Below are 19,934 nucleotides of genomic sequence, written 5' to 3' on the forward strand. Positions count from 1 at the left end.
AAATAATAGCTGTAATTACCGCATATACTTTAGAAGCGGATGGCATTCTATATACACGGACGACATAATAGGACATATTTCCAATGGGAAGACCAGATGATCCTTTATTTATTAAGCGAAGTTCGATATCTGTAAGGAAATCTTATTCGAAAAGTAAAGTTGCAAGGGTTCGAATTAACTGACTATAAGATATATCACCTTTTATCAAGATCATGAAAAGCCATTCTGCCAAGAATGGCTTTTATTTCTTAAATATAATCATCATCAATAACATTTTAATGTTATTTTAGGTGTAGATTAATGATAGACCTTTATGCAACTAACCAACCAGATACTATTTAACCCTTATTTGATTGAATATGCAGTGGAGCAAAAATCGAACAGGTAATAAGATGTTTTCAATGAACAGATATATCCTACTTTTTATTTTAGTTCTATCTGTATTACAGGTCTTTTCCCAGTCCACATTCTCCAATACTTCTGACAGTGCGGCGTTATACCCGAAAAAATATGGGACATTCAAAGATTACGCATTTTTGCTTAATGGAAATCTTATCAAGCGAAAGTCTTTACTTAATAATCCAGAAGCTAAGCTGAATAATGTTTTCTCGAACAGCATTACGCTGGAAGGTAAACGTTATGCCGGAGCAGTATATTTTCATACGGAAGAGCGGTATGCTCCTCATGTCCGATATGCCGATCAACCGGCCTATTTCATTAATGGCAGACAGGTTAGTCCTTATCAGATCCGGTTGATCAAGTTGGAACTCTATAAGCGGATCTCGAAGTCAGCACAGGATACAACAATAAATGGTAGCCTTTACCGGGGTTCTATACATGTAGATACCGATGAAGATTTTTTTGCAGACCGTATTGCCTTGCCCGATCTTATTGAAAAGTATACCTGTTTAAATCCTGAACTGGTCACCGTTCGTTGGCTCGGTTCTGAAAACCTAAATCACAGTGAAAATGATACGGGTACGATAATCGGAAGTAATTTTCCACTGTATTCATTCAAAATCGGTAATTCATCCGTTAAGAAAATAGAGGTAGATCGTGTCCACTTCGCTCAGGGTGAGCGGTATGTGGTTCATCTTAGTGACTACAGTTATAAATGGAGTAAATCTAAAGCTGCATTATTATTTGAAGAGCCTTTGGCTCTTGATACGGTATTTCCCTGTTATGTTTCGGACTATGATATGCAAGAATATAGTATTTTTACTCACGCAGAAATTGATCCGATAGTCTATAATGGTCTAAATTTTTACCTAAAGAAATTATCATCGACAATGGAACTTCTTGAAATTAAACCGAGTACGGCTACACAGGCCGATTCGATTACCGTTCAGTTTATCGTGATGAAGAATGGTATGATTACCGCTCTAAGCAGTGTCGAATCAGATAAACCTGGTCATGGAGACATTCTTTCTGCTATTAAAAAAAATGCCTGTGTCTGGTCTCCGGCCATAATGGGCGGTAGACCTGTTTTTTGTCATAAAAAAATGGTGATCTTCTATAGTATAGATAATAAGGGAAAAATTCAATCGTTAGATCGTGTTGAATACCGTTATGATCATCATTAACCGGATATAACCCACAGATATTTCAAATTTTGATGAATCACAGCTTAGATTCTAAATAAGCTGCAATATCACATTGGGGTTTGACTCAATAAGGTGATCTTGGACACTACTATTGTGCTGCTTATTTTGTGCGGATATTAAATAGTTTATTCTCCGCTTTTATTGCGGTGAATAATGCTTATATTTACCGCATATATTTTAGAAGTGATGGCAGTCTATATACACGAACGACATAGTTGGACAGATTTCCAATGGGAAGACCAGAAGATACTTAATTTATTAAGCGAAGTTAGACATCTGCAAGGAAAACTTATTGGAAAAGTAGAGTTGCTAGGATTTGAATTACAAGACGAAGCAAACTTAGAAACACTTATACAAGATGTCGTGAAATCATCAGAAATAGAGGGGGAAATACTTAATCCAGAACAAGTGCGCTCTTCAATAGCTACTCGATTAGGGTTAGATAATTCAGGCTTGATCCAATCTGACCGACATATTGATGGTGTGGTAGAGATGATGTTAGATGCTACACAGAATACAGATAAGACCTTAAATATAGAAAGATTATTTGGCTGGCATGGCGCATTATTTCCAATCGGTAGAAGTGGCTTGTATAAGATTGATGTAGCACAATGGAGAAGTGGAGATATGCAAGTGGTTTCGGGAGGAATGGGAAAAGAAGTCGTACACTTTGAAGGACCTAAAGCTGAACGTCTCGAAGAGGAAATGAAGAGATTCATAGGCTGGTTTAATATGGATTCTAGTATAGATCCAGTCTTAAAAGCTGCTATTGTACATTTATGGTTTGTGACTGTACATCCATTTGATGATGGAAACGGACGTATTGCTCGTGCATTAACAGATATGCAACTATCGAAAGCGGATGGTGTCAATCAACGCTTTTATAGTATGTCTGCGCAAATTAAACAAGAGCGTAAGGAATATTATACGATTCTAGAGAAAACGCAAAAAGGCGATTCTGATATTACCAATTGGGTAGTTTGGTTTTTAAACTGCCTTAAAGAAGCTATTATTGCTTCGAATACGATAATAGATAAAGTCGTGGGAAAACATCACTTTTGGATGCAAAACAATGTTAATATCAGTAATGAAAGGCAACGTATGATGTTGAATAAATTAATGGATAATTTTGAAGGAAACCTGACTTCATCAAAATGGGCAAAGATGACCAAGGTATCGGCTGATACCGCATTACGAGATCTTACAGATTTAGTTAATAAAGGTATTCTAATAAAAGCAGATTCCGGTGGCAGAAGCACAAATTATGAACTAAATTGGTAGTCTTTTCATTTTTAACAGACTATAAGATACATCACCTTTTATCAAGATCATGAAAAGCCATTCTGCCAAGAATGGCTTTTATTTATTTGAATATAATCATCATCAATAACATTTTAATGTTATTTTAGGTGTAGATTAATGATAGACCATTATGCAACTAACCAACAAGATATTATTTAACCCTTATTTGATTGCTAGTGCAGTGCAGCAAAAATCGAACAGGTAATAAGATGTATTCAATGAGCAAATATATCCTACTTTTTATTTTAGTTTTATCCGGATTAGAGGTCTTTTCCCAGTCTGCATACTCCCATACTCCTGATAGCGCAGCCATGTTCCCTAAAAAATATGGCGCATTTGAACACTATGCCTTTGTGCTTAACGGAAAGGTTATTGAGCATCAAGCGTTGGTTAATAATCCGGAAGCAGAGCTAAATAATATTTTCCCTTATCCGATAAGGTTGGGAGGGAGGCGCTATCTTGGAGCCGTATATTTTCATACTGAAGCACGCTATGCTCCTCCGGTTCGGTATGTTGATCTTCCGGCATATTTTATCAATGGAAGGCAGATCAGTCCTTATCAGATCCGTTTGGCCAAAATTAAAGCCTATATCAGCATTGTGAAGTCAACAAAAGATACAACAATAAATGATGTGCTGTACCCGGGTTCGGTACATGTGGATTCCGATGAGGATTTTTTTGCAGACCGTATTTCCTTGCCCGATCTTATCGCAGAGTATACCGGTTTATCGCCAGAACAGGTCATCATCCATTGGCGAAATACCCGAAATAACTACCAGAATGAAGATGATATCGGTATAATAATTGGAAATCATTTTCCGCTCTATTCATTTAAGATTCGAGATTTATCCGTTAATAAAATAGAGGTAGATCGTGTTCGCTTTGCTGGAAAAGAGCGGTATGTCATTCACATTAGCGACGACAGCTATAAATGGAATATGCTAAAAGGCACATTAATTTTTGAAGATCCTTTGGCTCTTAATACAGTTTATCCGTGTTATATATCAGATTTTGATCCGAAAGACGAACAAATTTTTATCTCGCCAGAAGTGGATGCGGCGACGTATAAAGGTTTAAATTTTTATCTGAAGAAATTATCATCCACAATGGGAATTCCTTTAGTTAGACCCAGTTCCACTACGAAGACAGACTCTATTACAGTCCAGTTTATCATACTCAAGGATGGTATGATTACTGCGTTAGAAAGTCCTGATTTAGATAAACCCGGTCATGAAGCTATACTTGCCGCTTTCAAAAAAAATGCCTGTGGATGGTCTCCTGCCATTCAAGGGGGGAGACCAGTCCTATGTCGACGAAAAATGGTTCTCTTTTATAGCAGGGATAAAAAAGGAGATATCCGTTCGCTAGATAGTCTGAAATATCGCTAAAACATTATTTAATTTAGAGCAATCTTATGACCACAGCGCCTATAAAATACCTTTTACTTTTCGTTATCATACTGGTAAACATTCACGTCGCGCGGTCCCAGCAGTTAAGAACCAGTGCTCCGAACAGCACGTTATTATATCCCAAGGAATATGGAATGTTTGAAAATTATGTTTTTATCTTAAACGGTGGTATCATTGAAAAGCAGGAGCTGCTCAATTATCCAGAAGCAAGGTTAGGACGCGTTTTCAATTATACTTCACACATAAAGAGTTTGTATGAAGGTGTCGTAAATTTCCATACACCTTGGTATCCACCTTCACCGCCAGATGAATATGCTAACGATCCTGCTTATTTTATTAATAATATACAGGTGAGCCCATATATCGTACGGTCTTCATTAACAGAACAATATATCGGTATCAAGAGATCAGAACGAGACACCCTTATTGACGGTATTGTCTATAAAGGTTCTATACATATAGATACGGAAGAAGATTTCTTTGCCAACCGCATGACAATATGCGAGATTGTTAAGAAGTATACCGGTCTACCAATTAAAGATGTTATCGTTCATTGGCGTAATGATTTTTGTAATATCCAAAATCCGGGACTTATTATTCAGGATCATTTCCCATTATATTATTTCGACCTCAAGGGGTTGCAAGAAGTGAAAGTCGATCGTATCCGTTTTGCCGGGGGTGAACGTTATTTCATACATTTAGTAGATGAAGGATATCCATCTGATAATTTTTCTAAAAATTCATTTAGATCAACGCTAAAGGCTGATATGATCTTCGATTATCCTATGGATTTCGATCCCGAATCGCCTTGTTATGAGGAAAAATTCAATAGTGCTATTTATGATATCCACCACCGTGCAAAATCTGAATCTAAACCATTTGGAGGAGAAGAAGATTACATGAAAAAATTAGCAAATAATATGGGTTTACAAGCTATTAAACCTCCTGTACAAACCACGCAAGATTCGATCCTCGTGCAATTTATTGTTCTTTGGAAAGGAGGACTTACTCATCTTGAATCTGTGAGTCCACAAAAGCCCGCTCATGCAAAGATCTTAAAGGCTATAAAACATTTTTCCTGCGTTTGGTCTGGTGCAGAGGAGAACGGGACACTCTTGCTTTTCAGGAGAAAAATAGTGATCTTTTACAGTAAGGATAAAGAGGGGAATATACGTTCGTTAGATCGTATAGAATACCGTTATGATGATTATAAACCTAGGATAAACACCTGATATTTCTAATTCTGACGAAGAACAGCTTAGGTCCTTCATTTAAATAAAACTAAAATGCTTGCTTGAAATGAATAAACTTAAGGTGAATATGTTAAAAGGTTTTGATAAATTGAAAGTTGTTGTTAAATGAAAACGGTTATATTATCTATTTTGATGTTAAGTTCAAGTATGGTAAGCAAGCTTCAAAACAAAATTGAGTTTTGGCTCAATACTGATTATGACCAGTTTTATTTGGTTGATGGAAATGAAGCTGAGATTGCTAATAGTCTTTGGATCAATGAAGACGACTTTAATTCGAGGATTGAAGTTTCAGGAAGTGTAATGGGTATTAGGACGGAAAGAAGCGGTAAAGTTAAAGTTATAGTAGAGGTGTTTGATAAAAAGCCAGATTTTGAATCTCAGGATGAATACGATCATATTGTAGAATGCAGTTTTGAAATTAAATCAGGCCATTTAATGATAAAAAATTGTCCAGATTTTGAACTTGTTAAAGATATAATATTACCTGTGGGGCTTTACAGGATTAGAGTATCCTCTGCAAATCTTTCGACAGTTGCATCTGACTATTCAGGTGTAGACTATTACAGATTGAGCATATGGAATGAAAAGGTAATGTCTGCGAAAAGCGTCTTAAAGCAATATATAGAGTAATTTAAGCAATTATATGAATATATACTTCATCGTGGATGAGCATGTTGAATTGCCGTATGAAAGTTTGGTAATAATCACGACTTTTATAATTAAATCTTAGAAAGAATATGATGGAAGCAATGGGTTGGATTTCATTAAGTCCGAGCACAGACGGAGAACATGCTATTAATCAAACTGAAGATCTCCTAAAAAAAGTTTTAAAATTGATTGATTCTTTTCAATCTATTAATCAATTTATAGAAGTAAAAGAATTGAATGGAAGTAATTATTTATTAATTGGTATTAATCATAATCACAATAATGGAATTATAGAATCGGTAGAGCAATTAATTAAGAATATAGGCTTACTGTCAAAAGGATGTTATGGCATAGTTTACGTGAGGGATGATGAATCACTTGAAAATGTTAATTTTCGAACTGTAAAACTAGCTAGAGGTAGAGTTGATATAGCTGAGGACTCCTTACTTAGCCCCTGTAACCCGACTATTGAAGACTGAAGTAGGAAAGGATTCTAAAAAGGGGGGCAAAAGGAACTAAAAAGTATAGACCTAGAGAGATGGGGTAGAAGTCAGATGAGAAAAAAAGCAGCAGAAATCGAAAATAGAATTGAAAATGAATTGATGTCTATTTTTAAGCCAATCTACTAGTCTAAAGATTTGGGACATTTATCTGTAAAATTTGCTAATGAGTTAATGTTATAGAAGATATTACTACTTTTTTTAGAACTCAGAGAGCAATGATTCGGAAGGTGATCATGCAGTTGTAAATGATAATACATCTTATAGCGTTAATCACACGATCCTAAGAATAATAAAAGGCTTGGTTTTGAAATGATAAAACGTGTTGACTGTAAAGGAGCGGTCCATGTAGATAAAAAGACTGATGGCAAAAATTGAAACATCACTTATTTAATAGCACGAAGAAGTAAGATCTGTACCAAAGAAAGATATACCTAGGAAGAATTAAATATGATAAAATGGTTACAAAATTGGTATTACCAATTATGCGATGGAGAATGGGAACATGAGAATCGTATTCGTATTGAGACAATTGATAATCCTGGATGGAGTATTGAAATTGATATCAGTAAATGCGGTTCAGATATTTTACCTAAAAGTTGGACCCTATATGAATTATCAGATAATAATTGGATAGGTTTTAAGATACATGACCGTATCTTTTATGCAGCTGGTGATTCCTTCAAGCTAGAAGTATTAATTAGTCTTTTTAGAGAGTTGACCGAAAAAGGAGAAATTACAGATGAATACATCTGGAGTATTATTAATAGCAAATAGAAAGAGATATTTGAATGTAATATTATAATTGAGAAGGCTGTTCAATTATAGTAATTAACAAAACGGCTATCAAGACTTGGTTTGTAAAGAAAATAAGTAATAAAACCTACTTGATTATTGGAAGGGTAAACTTTTGTTTAATCAAGTAGGTAGATAATATAAAATGTCAAATCATCTTAAGTATTAATAACATTCAAAGCAGAAGAACATAGCAATGAAATCATTAAGAGTACCACTATTATTCGGTTCAATATCAGAAAGTATAAATTCTAATATATTATTTTCGAATTTTGATCAGTAGTATCAACTTTTACGACCTGCAATGCATTGTATTTTTTGATATAGCTTAGAAATATGGGGTAATTAAATGTTTTTTCATTCTCAAATGAAGCAATTACTTCCGGTGCTCCAGTAAAAAAGCGTTTAAGGTTCTCCGCTCTTTTTTTATTTCCTGGGAAAAGCGCATTATCGTCAGACTGTCTCAGTAATATGACTTCTCCTGTGCTCTTTTTTAGTGCAAACCAAGATTTAACGGTGGTAAATCCAATAAGACCCATTTTAGAACCTGTTCCAATTCCACCTCCCAATGCAAAATTTGAATCTTTTACGAAATATACCATGATATCACCATCTGCTTCTAATTCGGCAAATGTTGGAGCACTATTATCTTTTATTTTAATTTTATAAATCTCAGGTTTTGATCCCTTCACAAGTTCTAAGTTTTTCTCAATAAAAGAGGGAGCATATGTTTTGTTTTTTTTCGCTTTATAAATTCGATAAACTTGATCAGGGTATATTTCACTTTTGTCTTTACCATCAGCAATAACAGCTATTTTGTCATTAACAGATATAACATTTGTGTAAAATGAATCGCCGTTCATGAGAATGATTTGGTCTTTATTATCCTGGGCTTTACACAAAGTTGTGATCATTGGTAAATAAATTATTGCAAATGCAATAATAAAGGGTCTAATTTTAATTAAATTCATATGTGATTAATAATAAAATCAAAAGTAATACTATTTATGAAAAAAATATTGATAAAAAGTTAGGATTTTACCCTCGGTTATTCCTGTCTTTTTTAAGATTCGCGGGTTGCATTTGCCTATTTTACTTTATTCTTATCGTACCATCTTTTTAGATCTTCACTCGATTCAGAGAATTGAAAATATTTTGGTTCCGATAAGATTGATTTGCGGTATACATCATTTGTTTTATTCGCTGCCTTAATTTTAATTAAAGTCGAAAAGTGAACCAAGAGAGTAGTATAAAAATTAGATAAGTGTGTCATTTTATAGGATTTGGTTTTGTCATATCCAATCCATTCAAAATCTTCAAAATCAAAATTATTATAACAGTAATATTCATTATTATTTATCTTCGGCATTTTTTTGATAAATTTCATGATGTCTTTATCTTTCTTGAGATACTGCAGTACTTTTATCCTCGAGCCAATCAAATTGTTTATTAAACTAAAATATAGGATAGCCTTTTCTTCCGGAGTGTCTAATTCAAGTTTTTCTAAATTAATATTGAAGTTGGAAAGATCACCCTCATTGAAGTAAAATGAAAGTCCAGATAATATCCTGTAATAATAATTATCGAGTAGATTTCTGGGATCAATCGTTGACGACAATATTTTTTTAACTATCAGAGAATCTGCAATAGGTTGTTCGTTATTATGATTATAATGAATCTCTCGTATGATATACCAATATAAAAGTATCTCATGACTAGGTTTCTTTAGCATTTCAATTTGAAGAATATCAGCAGTTTTTGCATTTATTACTTTTAATGTAGAAATAATAGGTTCAAGTCTTGGAGTACTTAATTTCTGGAGAGAATCTTGGTAATTCTCTCCACCAGTTGAATATAATTGACCTATTGACAATAAGTTATTGAAGTCTCTGGAATCATTTAATAGCTGGGACCAGCTGTAATTCTTTACAGAAAATAGTATTAAGAACGTAATTGTCAGTATAAAAGTCTTCATTAATTTGTGAAAATTTGATTTAAATCTTGTATTAATATGAGCTGTCATTATGTTTATAAATGCTTCGATTTGTAAGTAAAATAGCGAATGCTAATCCAGAATCGCGATAGCTTTTAAAGTCTTTGGTGGATTATCCGTTAATAACAGCTTGCTGATCGAATCTAGTTTGTACATACTGACAGGAGCAAAGCTAAATGGACTAACATAGTATGTTCCCTCGTTATCGTAAGATTTCTTGTTCTGACGGTTTAAAGGATTATCACTATTAAAGACTTTTACTAGGCCAGATTTTTCCAGTTTATAGACCGCATGTTTCAACTTACTGGCATTGCCCAGTTGCGCTGCAATATCTTTCCTTTCCTTTAATGTTTGACTCCATTCTAGACTATCACCATCTAATCGGTGCTGTAACCTGGGTGTTATTTCCCACCAACCGCCAATAGAATAATTATCTTGATGTGCAACAACTAAGCTGTCTCCGGTTACCTCTTCTTGCATACTATACTTTGTTTGTCTAAGGTAAAATAGGGTATCTTGTTTATTTCTTACTTCAATACAAGAATACATAACGTAGTCGTCTAAAAATGACAGGTTTTTAAAAAGGCTATAAACGATCACTGAGCTATCTTTATTTGACCAATCTGCTTGTTTACCCTTTTCCCAGTTTTTTATGTCAGTGTAAGATACTTGATAATATTCATTTTCATCTCTAGAGCAACTATAATAAACCGTAGTGCCTAAAACTATGACACACAAAATACTTATTGAATTCCAAAGTTTGTTTTTTTTCATTTCGTAGCCAAGATAAACAATTGTTAGAGACCCTGAAAAGAAAGAGTCCTGTTTAACAATGGCATTCTTTCTTGTCAACTTATTTTATGTTATTTCATCATCATAAATATTAATTATATTTACGGTTTAAAATAATTAACCAGACTTATAGACAATATGAATGAAAATTTAGAAAATGAAAGCGTGTCATTGGACTATCCAATTGAAGATCAAAAATTAGTGACCATCACGCAGTATATGTTACTTAGTATTGCCACGTTTGGCCTTTATACCGTTTGGTGGATGTACAAAGAATGGCGTTTTTTCCGGGATAAAGAATATCTTGATATCTATCCTGCCGTACGGGCAATATTTTCAGTTTTCTTCATTTATTCTCTTTCTCAAAGGATTCTAGATTATGCCAAATCCTTGGGTTATACAAAAACCTACGATCCGTTATTAATTCTATTTGTAGTTATTTTTAGCAATATTGCGTCAATATTTCCAGATCCGTATGGCCTTATTTCCATTATATTTTTTTTTGTGTTGGTACCTGTTGTTGAGGCTTCCAATTTTGCGAAACTTCAAGATAGCAGTTTCAACTGTGGATACCAGTCCTCTTTTTCCGGTAAGCAGTTATTCTTATTAATTGCGGGAGGGACCTTATGGTTTTTTGTTATCATTGGTCTTTTATTTGGAGATCCTAATGAAGTTATCTAACTTTTTTGTAGAAGTCATGTAAGTCTTTAGCTAAGCATTCAAACGTTTTAAGGGATCACTGCAAAACAATTTACTGTACTTAATATTGCTACAGGTGGAGTATATGCACTTTGGTGGGTATACAAAGAATGGCGCTTTATCGAAGAAAAAGACAAACTTGATCTTCAACCAGCAGGACGTACTATTTTCTCCGTTTTCTTCATTTATTCACTTTTTACGCGAATATTGGATTACGCCAAATCGTTTGGGTACAACAATAGTTATAATCCAGTTTTACTTTTAATGTTGTATATGTTTTTCAACTTGACATCCCTTATATCCATATTATCTTGCGTGTTGTCCTTAGTATGGATATTCTTGATGATACCACCTTTTTAGGCATCCAATTATGCAAAACTTCTAGATAGCCGGTTCAAAAGTGAGTGCCGACCATCTTTTTCAACAAAACAGATTATAATTATAGGCATTGTTTGTTGTTATAGCGTTATCACAGGATTAATATTTGGAGATCTGAATCAGCTAGATTTGTATTAATTCTTAAAGGTAAAAAAGCCTCAGGTCAAAACAACCTGAGGCTTGAAAATAAACATTGGCCATAAATAAACTACAACTTTTTCAGTTTAAAAAAGGGTTCTATCAAACTGATAGAACCCCGCAATCTGTAGATTACTAAATTATAATTGAAGCTCGTGATGAAATTATAAAAAATATTTTTTTAGTCATTGCTTAAAATTAAAAAACAGTGTTTGTACTTATCGATTTCCAGTATTTTAAACATGCATAACAAACAACTTTAAGCGGGTGCCTTAAGCTGTTCATCCCAACAAAGCGAAAGTCCAGTGGCGCCTAAGTCAATATGCACTTGATAGGACGCATACATAGTAGAAATCCTCTTCTATAAGTTGTAAGTTTAAAGTCCCTATTCATTGCGAATAAGCGCTTTTGAACTCTTGAAAAGAAATTTTAAAGCGCTATTGCGAGCTGATAATTAATTCATTAACTTTATTTTGAAGCCATCGAAAGCTTCTGATCATATCAAATACATTTATTCAGTACCCAATGCTGAAAATTCAAGCTCCAGATAATCATTTGGAGCTTTTTTTTGTTTCACACATTGAAAATGTAAAAAATCATATTATTTTTAGATCAATAATTTACCTTATTATTTTATGAATATTGAAGCCTTTGGTTTTGCGGACCAAAGGCTTTTTTATTTAATATCTTGGAATTTTAAATTATTTATTTATTTTTATGTATATCATAATAAAAACTTTAATTGGCTCCCAAAGTCAGAAATTTGGTTAAATTTTCAAACCTAGGTGCTCGCCTAGGTTTTTTTTTGATTGCTATAATTTTTAGTATTAATTTAGTTTGATTTTAGTATTTTTAATTCTAGCTTTGAATAAAATTAAAATTATGGAACCGTGGAGAGTTAAAGAGAAAGAAGGTATTCCTGCAGAAGTTACTTCTTTGCACCGGTTTGCAATTCAGAATAACTGCTGGATCTATCACGATAATACAAGGATATTTTATACACCGGAAGAGTTTTTGGAGAAGTGGGAGCAGGTTTATAAAGAAGAGCATACTGGCTTAAGTAATATAAAAGATTTTGCAGTTAAAAGTCCATATGCCGCTATTAAACAAAGGGCTGGATGGATAAAAACAGCAAGTGAAGAGCTTCAAGCCTTATTGAAAAAGCTTGAAGGTTATGATATAACTTTCAAACCACCTCAATAGCTTTTTGAATGTCGGGGAGATTTGTGTCTGTCAGCTTGGCATCTGTTACTCGTAAAACTTGATGACTACCTAGTTCTCCATCATGAGGTTTTATTAGTGAAATGATATCGTCTTTGTTGGTAGCATGTAACCAGGCATCTTCGTCTTTTTGTGCAATAATCAGATCAGTCTTTTCCATTTGTCCGATTCTGCAAATTCTTTAATCATATTATTTCTCTCAATGAGAAATTTGTGAAGATATGCTGTTAGAATCAGTTTGTTAAATAATCTTCCAAATATCCCCATAGGCGATTGAAATGTAAAGATATCTTTCATGATTACTTTTTCACCATCCTGTTCAAATATATGTTCGTGGTATAGCGATTTGAAGGCACCACTTATTTGCTCATCAACAAAGTAATAAGGTTTTTCAAAAGCTGTTATTTTTGAAGTGAGTATCTGTCTAATACCAAAATGTGTGGCTTGCCAAGTAACATATTCATTTAGCTCTATTAATCCTTGTGTTCTACCATCAATAGCCTTTTCATTTGTTTTTGAAGTTGAAATAGTATGTAAATCAATACTCCTAGCAAGATCAAAACACAACGCTATAGGCGCATTGATTATAGTAATAATTTCAATTTTGGGCATCTATTATTTCCTTATAGTTGTAAAGTTAATAGAAATTATGCTTCATTATTTGAGGGCATAGATAAAAATGGTGCCTTATATCAAGATTATTTCAATTAAAGTGGACTGGATTACATGGAGGAAAAACTATGGAAGAGAGTTCAGTCCAATACATCTGGTAGTGAGTTTAATAGTTATTGTATTCAATCTTAATCAGCTAGAACTTTCTTGTTATACAACATTCATAAATTTTAGCTTAAGTTATATGATTGATTATGTATCTGCTGAAAGTATATTTAAACTCATATCTACATATAAATAAGGTGTTTAGAGGGATAATAAAATATTTACAACCTACATAAAAATGAATATTTTTGATTATCTTCAAGGTATCAAACCGTGTCAGAATGAGGGTTAAATATCTTTCAAATAAATGCCTGCTCAATATCTCTATTCTTATATTATTCGCTATCCTGTCAATTGGTTATTCCCAAGCACAAACATCAGATGATAGTCTTGAAAGAAGGGTAGAAAAGGATATAGTCTGGATAAAGCAGTGGACCAAGTCAAATGTTCCTGATTTTCATTTAGTGAAAATCTTGAGCATGATAAATAGCGTCAATATTCCGAAAGAAGAAAAAGATAGTATTTTATATTTTTATCCGATTCCTCATTGGGGTGGTATGAATACAATTATTGCCGAACCTAATTTCCAAAGTCTAAGTCCATCTGAGTTATTTACATATTGCATGATTAACTATGAATGGTATAATCAAAATTGTAGTGGAAGAATAGTAACAAAGGAAGATGAACCAAAATTATATGGCACTTTTTATAGAAAGTATAGGGAATTTGTGTGGAGCGATAGGCAATTGAATGCTTTAAAGCAGCATAGAGATACCATATTTCATCTTTTGCGTAATGTTATAAGTAAGGATGGATTTATAGGAACTAATTCTTTACTTATGATGGAATCCCTGAATTTTAGAGAAGGGATCCCTATTGTATTGGCGCAATTGGATAAAAAGGAGAATAATGATTTATATACTTTGCTCATGTTATTCATGATGAAGGGGGATTATGCTAAATTCAAAAAAACAAAAATTTATGAAGATATATATGGCCCCGAATCCCATATTCGAAGTGCAATCGATAATTCTCAGGAAAATAGAGATTTAATACGAAATATGGCGAAATCATTTTTTGAACAAAATGATAAATAAAGATTTAAGGAAGTGGGAATTATTTCCAAGTTATCGACATTGGCTTAGAGAATTCCTTTTCAGGCAATTACTTCAATTTATTTGCTAAAGATTGTGTTATCATCGATTCGTATATTCCAAAAGTCATAAGCTTAAATATTCAATGGATTATTTTAATAAATGCTTACAATTTGTAAGTAAAATAGCGAATGCTAATCCAAAATCGCGATAGCTTTTAAGGTCTTTGGTGGATTATCCGTTAGCAACAACTTGCTGATCGAATCTAGTTTGTACATACTGACAGGAGCAAAGCTAAATGGACTAACATAATATATTCCCTCGTTATCGTAAGATTTCTTGTTCTGACGGTTTAAAGGATTATCACTGTTAGAGACTTTTACTAGACCCGATTTTTCCAGTTTATAGACCGCATGTTTCAACTTACTGGCATTTCCCAGCTGTGCTGCAATATCTTTCCTTTCCTTTAATGTTTGACTCCATTCTACACTATCACCATCTAGTCGGTGCTGTAACCTGGGTGTTATTTCCCACCAACCACCAATAGAATAATTATCTTGATGTGCAACAACTAAGCTGTCTCCGGTTACCTCTTCTTGCATACTATACTTTGTTTGTCTAAGGTAAAATAGGGTATCTTTTTTATTTCTTACTTCAATACAAGAATACATAACATAGTCGTCTAAAAATGACAGGTTTTTAAAAAGGCTATAAACGATCACTGAGCTATCTATATTTGACCAATTTGCTTGTTTACCCTTTTCCCAATCTTTTATGTCAGTGTAAGATACTTGATAATATTCATTTTCATCTCTAGAGCAACTATAATAAACCATAGTCCCCAGAACTATGAAACACAAAATACTTTTCCAATTCCAAAATTTGTTTTTTTTCATTTCGTGTTTCATTTCGTAGTCAAGATAAACAATTGTTAGAGACCCTGAAAAGAAAGAGTCCTGTTTAATAATGGGATTCTTTCTTGCAAACTTAGTTTTTGTTATTTCATCATCGTAAATATTAATTATATTTACGGTTCAAAATAATTAACCAGACTTATAGACAATATGAATGAAAATTTGGAAAATGAAATCCTGTCATTGGACTATCCAATTGAAGATCAAAAATTAGTGACCATCACGCAGTATATGTTACTTAGTATTGCCACGTTTGGTCTTTATACTGTTTGGTGGATGTACAAAGAATGGCGTTTTTTCCGGGATAAAGAGTATCTTGATATTTATCCTGCCGTACGGGCAATATTTTCAGTTTTCTTTATTTATTCTCTTTCTCAAAGGATTCTATATTATGCCAAATCCTTGGGGTATACAAAAACCTACGCTCCGTTATTAATTCTATTTGTAGTTATTTTTAGCAATATTGCGTCAATATTTCCAGATCCGTACGGCCTTATTTCCATTATATTTTTTTTGTGTTAGTACCTGTTGTTGAGGCTTCCAATTTTGCGAAACTTCAAGATAGCAGTTTTAACTTTGGATACCAGTCCTCTTTTTCCGGTAAGCAGTTAATCTTATTAATTGCGGGAGGGACCTTATGGTTTTTTGTTGTCATTGGTTTTTTATTTGGAGATCCTAATAAAACTGTCTAACTTTTATGTAGAAGTCATGTAATTCTTTAGCTAAGCATTCAAACGTTTTAAGGAAGCCTTATCTATCAATTAGCAGATGCTAGAATGTGTTGGATATTGATTGATTAATCCTATGCAGGGAGAATATGGAATTACCTAGTTTTTACATTTTAATTTTTTAAATTATGTGGAGTTTAATTTTATATTTTTTACTCGGAATTGATCAACCCTCAAGTTAACATCCATAAGAAGGGATCTAACAGCAATTCAAACAATAGATGATGGAGACCCTAATGATGGAGATAAAGTAATCTTATTCGGAATCTGGCTTTATAAAAAATATAATAAAAAAATAAACTTGAAATTGTTGAAACAACTAGTCTAATTGCATAATAACAACGTGAACAAACTTGGAAAAAATAACCGCTGAAATCAAGAAAGTTGATAAAGTCTTAATCGATGACCTTATCATTCCTAATTATCAACGTCCCTATCGCTGGACAGAAGATAATGTCCGATTATTATTGGAAGATATAATGCACAGTTGGAAAGAAGGAAAGAGCTCTTATCGTATTGGGAGTGTGATTCTAAATAATAATAAAAGTCAACTATATATTGTTGACGGCCAACAACGGATTACTACTATTTTGCTCATACTAAAGTCATTGGGAAGTACTGTTGGAGCTAGTTTGAGAGATTCATTAAAGTTTAAACATTTAGACTCCGTCAATTCAATAATTCAAAACAAACGTTTTATAGATAATTGGTTGTTAGAGAATTTAGGGAGTGACAGTGGAAGCTTTGATAAATATATTTTAAAATATTGCGAATTTGTAGAGATTAAGGTCAGTGATCTTTCTGAAGCATTTCAAATGTTTGATTCGCAAAATGGCCGTGGTAAGGAATTAGAAGCTTATAACCTTTTGAAAGCCTATCACATCCGAGCAATGGAAAGTAATACGTTTGAGGAAAAAATAGCTTGTGATAAAACTTGGGAAGGGGCTGCAAGATATCAAACAGTTAAAGACAGAAATTATGTTTCAGATTTATTAAGACAACTAGTTAATGAACAATTGTACAGAAGCCGGTTATGGAGTCGTAAAGAAACGGCTTTAGTTTTTAATAAAAAACAAATTAAAGAATTTAAAGGTATTACAGTCAATAAAAACCATCCAATTGATTTTCCTTATCAAAATAGAGAATTGCTGCAGGTAGTGATGCAAAATTATTTTAAATCTCTGGGTATGTCAGTAAATGGTGTGAAATCACGATTTAAAAAGTCTTCTTTTGAAAATATTAATCCGTTTGCATTATTGAATCAAAATATTATTAACGGAAAAGACTTTTTTGATTATATAGAAACTTATGTAGAAATCTATAAAAGACTTTTTAAAAAGGAATTTGAAGAAATGAAAGCTTTGAAGTTTTTTATACAAAGTTATTGTAAATATAAGGGTTGCAATAGAGACGGAGATCAATATTTATTTGAACTATACAAATCATTGATTATGTTGATGTTTGATAAATTTGGTGAAGAAGGTGTTGAAAAATATCATATCATACTCTATTTATTAGTGTATCGATTAAGATTAGAAAAAGAGCAAGTACGCTATGCAAGTGTAGCTGATTATCCAGTTAGTTGCGAGATCTTTAATATTATTGAGAAGGCTCAGACCTATTCAGATTTAATTAAGCTAGAAAGAATGGCTTACAAAAAAGTAGTATGTAAAAAAGATGTCGATTTTATTATTAACTATTTTATCGATCAGAAAGTACCGTTAATATCTGGTGATGAAAAAAAAGTAAATTCAAGTAAGTATACGTTCGCATAATGGAAACAACAAATCTAAATAAGAGTTTGGAACAAATATTTCAAAGTAAATACATTGTGCCATTGTATCAAAGAAATTATGCTTGGGATCAGGATGAAATAGAGCAATTACTTCAAGATTTATATGAGAATTTCAAAAAGTCTCAAATAAATTCTTCGTTAAATTATTTCATTGGAAGTTTAGTCGTTTTGAAAAGGAAAGATGGATTTTATGAGGTAATTGACGGTCAACAACGCTTAACTACTTTATCATTATTACTGAAGATTATTGATAAGGTAAAAGAGCCAAAGTTATTTTATGAATCGAGATTAGAAGTAGAAGCTTTTTTTGATTCATATTATAGAAATGGAAATACAAAGGATGTTACCTTCAACTATAAAGTTTCGCACTTAATCAATGCTGTTGATTTGTTACAACAAACAATTGTCAATCCAGATGAGAGGAAACAAAAAAGATTATTTGATATTGAAGATTTTGAGAAATTTAAAAACTTTGTCTTTCAAAATGTCATTCTCGTTCGTGTTGAAATACCTCAAGATACAGATGTTGCCTCTTATTTTGAAATAATGAATAATCGGGGTGAACAATTGCAAAAACACGAGATTCTAAAATCTTACTTAATGGAAACATTAAAAGATAAAGATGGAAATTATTTTGAAAAACAGCAGGATGAATTTTCGAAAATCTGGGACGCTTGCTCACAAATGGATACCCATATCCAAAAACTTTTTTCTGCTGAAGTGAGAGAGAAATATTTTGGCGAAAATTATGACGAGATTCACGAAGTTGATTTTCAAAATGAAGAGACAATCGAAAACATTGGGGTTTCAATTAATCAGGCATTAGATAAGATAAGTGAAAATACAAATTCAATACAGATTGATGATATTGATGATGCTGGTAAAGATCAATCTATAATTGATTTTTCTAATTTTTTGATGCATATCTTTAAAATAAAGTATAAAACCTATTTAGAAAACGGAGTAGAAACTGAAATACCTCTGAATGAAAAAGACTTAATTGTAGTTTATAACGGCATTATAAATCTAGATGCCAAGGACTTTATCAATGATTTATTGTACTACCGTACCGTGTTTGATCGATTTATTATTAAAGCAACTGAAGAAGAAAATGAAGAAGAAAAATATAGATGGACATTACAAAAGCCATATAAATATTTATATGAGAAAAAGAATAGGACTAGTTTAAAATTCAAAAATATCTTTGAGAACCAGGATCGATTAAGCAAGTCTATATCTTTACTACAAGTTACATTTAGAAATAAAAAATATAAAAATTGGCTACAAAGCCTTTTAAACTATTTTTTTGATAAAGAAAAATTTACAGTTAAATGTGAAGATCTTCAATATTTTATAGATCAATTGATTTTAGAGTATTATGATACAAATATTAATTTTGATCAATTTGATCAAGGGGTAAAAGTCCCTCATTTTTTATTCAATTTTATCGATTATTTATATTGGGTTAAAATACCTTCGGATTTTAAATTTACATACCGAAATTCTGTAGAACATCATTTACCTCAATCATACAAAAATGAGATTAATGAAACTTTACTGGATAATTTAGGAAATTTATGTTTGGTCAGTAAGAGTTCAAATTCAAAGATGAATAATGAACATCCTGTTGGAAAAGCTGCTGAAAGCGGTAAATATTACAGAAAAAATTTACCACCAAAACAAAAAATAATGTACAATTTGACTAATCTCAAAAATAAATGGGGAAATGATGAAATTGAAATCCATAAAAATGAAATTGTTGAACTATTGAGCCGACGCAGAGAATTGTTGAATTAACTAACATAATAACTTGTAATTAAACAACTGCTTAATTCAACACATCCAGAAAAATGGACATTTTAAGAGTATAGAATTAAGATTTAAACTATGTAATCTATTTATTCCAGCGCTGATTGTATTTCAAACAATATTTCAGATATTTGGGTAGAACCCT

19 protein-coding genes are annotated in these 19,934 nt (G+C 32.5%); 13 read left to right on the forward strand and 6 right to left on the reverse strand.

Annotation, left to right across the window (positions count from 1 at the left end; all coding sequences use genetic code 11):
- Positions 1 to 401: 401 nt before the first annotated feature.
- The 7 genes from EDF66_RS24135 to EDF66_RS24165 all read left to right on the forward strand — a co-directional run bounded on the left by EDF66_RS24135 (position 402) and on the right by EDF66_RS24165 (position 7,493).
- Positions 402 to 1,583 carry a hypothetical protein gene (locus EDF66_RS24135; RefSeq protein ID WP_132845677.1) on the forward strand — a complete coding sequence of 394 codons (1,182 nt, stop codon included), beginning with the start codon at positions 402 to 404 and terminating at the stop codon, positions 1,581 to 1,583.
- A 174-nt stretch (positions 1,584 to 1,757) separates the two neighbouring features.
- Positions 1,758 to 2,885 carry a Fic family protein gene (locus EDF66_RS24140; protein ID WP_207898753.1) on the forward strand — a complete coding sequence of 376 codons (1,128 nt, stop codon included), beginning with the start codon at positions 1,758 to 1,760 and terminating at the stop codon, positions 2,883 to 2,885.
- Between the two features lie 239 nt (positions 2,886 to 3,124).
- A complete protein-coding gene (locus EDF66_RS24145) occupies positions 3,125 to 4,294 on the forward strand; it encodes an energy transducer TonB (protein ID WP_132845679.1) in 1,170 nt (389 codons plus the stop codon).
- Between the two features lie 26 nt (positions 4,295 to 4,320).
- Complete coding sequence (locus EDF66_RS24150; RefSeq protein WP_132845681.1) at positions 4,321 to 5,547, forward strand: hypothetical protein; 1,227 nt, start codon at positions 4,321 to 4,323, stop codon at positions 5,545 to 5,547.
- A 126-nt stretch (positions 5,548 to 5,673) separates the two neighbouring features.
- The gene (locus EDF66_RS24155; RefSeq protein WP_132845683.1) at positions 5,674 to 6,198 is read left to right on the forward strand and encodes a hypothetical protein; all 525 of its coding nucleotides are present in this window, start codon (positions 5,674 to 5,676) and stop codon (positions 6,196 to 6,198) included.
- Between the two features lie 107 nt (positions 6,199 to 6,305).
- Positions 6,306 to 6,695 (forward strand): Imm7 family immunity protein, encoded by a 390-nt coding sequence (locus EDF66_RS24160; protein ID WP_132845684.1) that lies wholly within the window; start codon positions 6,306 to 6,308, stop codon positions 6,693 to 6,695.
- 471 nt (positions 6,696 to 7,166) lie between these two features.
- The gene (locus tag EDF66_RS24165; protein WP_132845686.1) at positions 7,167 to 7,493 is read left to right on the forward strand and encodes an immunity 53 family protein; all 327 of its coding nucleotides are present in this window, start codon (positions 7,167 to 7,169) and stop codon (positions 7,491 to 7,493) included.
- A 269-nt stretch (positions 7,494 to 7,762) separates the two neighbouring features.
- Here the strand turns inward: EDF66_RS24165 and EDF66_RS24170 are convergent, their stop codons facing one another.
- The 3 genes from EDF66_RS24170 to EDF66_RS24180 all read right to left on the reverse strand — a co-directional run bounded on the left by EDF66_RS24170 (position 7,763) and on the right by EDF66_RS24180 (position 10,278).
- Entirely contained in the window at positions 7,763 to 8,482 is a 720-nt protein-coding gene (locus EDF66_RS24170; RefSeq protein ID WP_132845688.1) for a hypothetical protein, read from the reverse strand.
- A 116-nt stretch (positions 8,483 to 8,598) separates the two neighbouring features.
- Positions 8,599 to 9,486: a hypothetical protein gene (locus EDF66_RS24175; RefSeq protein WP_132845689.1), complete on the reverse strand. Its 888-nt coding sequence runs from the start codon at positions 9,484 to 9,486 to the stop codon at positions 8,599 to 8,601.
- Positions 9,487 to 9,576: 90 nt separating this feature from the next.
- Positions 9,577 to 10,278 carry a hypothetical protein gene (locus EDF66_RS24180; protein ID WP_132845691.1) on the reverse strand — a complete coding sequence of 234 codons (702 nt, stop codon included), beginning with the start codon at positions 10,276 to 10,278 and terminating at the stop codon, positions 9,577 to 9,579.
- Between the two features lie 156 nt (positions 10,279 to 10,434).
- Between EDF66_RS24180 and EDF66_RS24185 the strand changes: the two genes are divergently transcribed.
- Positions 10,435 to 10,977, forward strand: a complete 543-nt coding sequence (locus EDF66_RS24185; protein ID WP_132845693.1) for a hypothetical protein — start codon at positions 10,435 to 10,437, stop codon at positions 10,975 to 10,977.
- A gap of 1,416 nt (positions 10,978 to 12,393) precedes the next feature.
- A complete protein-coding gene (locus tag EDF66_RS24190; RefSeq protein WP_132845694.1) occupies positions 12,394 to 12,714 on the forward strand; it encodes a hypothetical protein in 321 nt (106 codons plus the stop codon).
- On the opposite strand, the gene EDF66_RS24195 is transcribed toward EDF66_RS24190, so the two are convergent.
- Together EDF66_RS24195 and EDF66_RS24200 are read right to left on the reverse strand one after the other, a co-directional pair.
- Complete coding sequence (locus EDF66_RS24195) at positions 12,698 to 12,892, reverse strand: hypothetical protein (RefSeq protein WP_132845695.1); 195 nt, start codon at positions 12,890 to 12,892, stop codon at positions 12,698 to 12,700. The genes EDF66_RS24190 and EDF66_RS24195 overlap by 17 nt on opposite strands.
- Positions 12,874 to 13,344: an SRPBCC family protein gene (locus tag EDF66_RS24200; RefSeq protein WP_132845696.1), complete on the reverse strand. Its 471-nt coding sequence runs from the start codon at positions 13,342 to 13,344 to the stop codon at positions 12,874 to 12,876. The genes EDF66_RS24195 and EDF66_RS24200 overlap by 19 nt, the downstream gene beginning before the upstream one ends.
- Before the next feature lie 386 nt (positions 13,345 to 13,730).
- On the opposite strand from EDF66_RS24200, the gene EDF66_RS24205 reads away from it, so the two are divergent.
- Positions 13,731 to 14,546 carry a hypothetical protein gene (locus EDF66_RS24205; RefSeq protein WP_132845698.1) on the forward strand — a complete coding sequence of 272 codons (816 nt, stop codon included), beginning with the start codon at positions 13,731 to 13,733 and terminating at the stop codon, positions 14,544 to 14,546.
- Positions 14,547 to 14,737: 191 nt separating this feature from the next.
- On the opposite strand, the gene EDF66_RS24210 is transcribed toward EDF66_RS24205, so the two are convergent.
- Positions 14,738 to 15,439, reverse strand: coding sequence for a hypothetical protein (locus EDF66_RS24210; protein ID WP_132845700.1), 702 nt, complete (start codon positions 15,437 to 15,439; stop codon positions 14,738 to 14,740).
- Positions 15,440 to 15,607: 168 nt separating this feature from the next.
- Between EDF66_RS24210 and EDF66_RS24215 the strand changes: the two genes are divergently transcribed.
- The 3 genes from EDF66_RS24215 to EDF66_RS24225 all read left to right on the forward strand — a co-directional run bounded on the left by EDF66_RS24215 (position 15,608) and on the right by EDF66_RS24225 (position 19,777).
- Entirely contained in the window at positions 15,608 to 15,979 is a 372-nt protein-coding gene (locus tag EDF66_RS24215; protein ID WP_132845702.1) for a hypothetical protein, read from the forward strand.
- Positions 15,980 to 16,538: 559 nt separating this feature from the next.
- A complete protein-coding gene (locus tag EDF66_RS24220) occupies positions 16,539 to 17,960 on the forward strand; it encodes a DUF262 domain-containing protein (RefSeq protein WP_132845704.1) in 1,422 nt (473 codons plus the stop codon).
- Positions 17,960 to 19,777, forward strand: coding sequence for a DUF262 domain-containing protein (locus EDF66_RS24225; protein WP_132845705.1), 1,818 nt, complete (start codon positions 17,960 to 17,962; stop codon positions 19,775 to 19,777). Before EDF66_RS24220 ends, EDF66_RS24225 begins: the two co-directional genes overlap by 1 nt.
- The last annotated feature ends 157 nt before the right edge of the window (positions 19,778 to 19,934 follow it).

This window comes from Sphingobacterium sp. JUb20 (assembly GCF_004342035.1).
In the GTDB taxonomy this organism is placed as follows: Bacteria; Bacteroidota; Bacteroidia; order Sphingobacteriales; family Sphingobacteriaceae; genus Sphingobacterium; species Sphingobacterium anhuiense.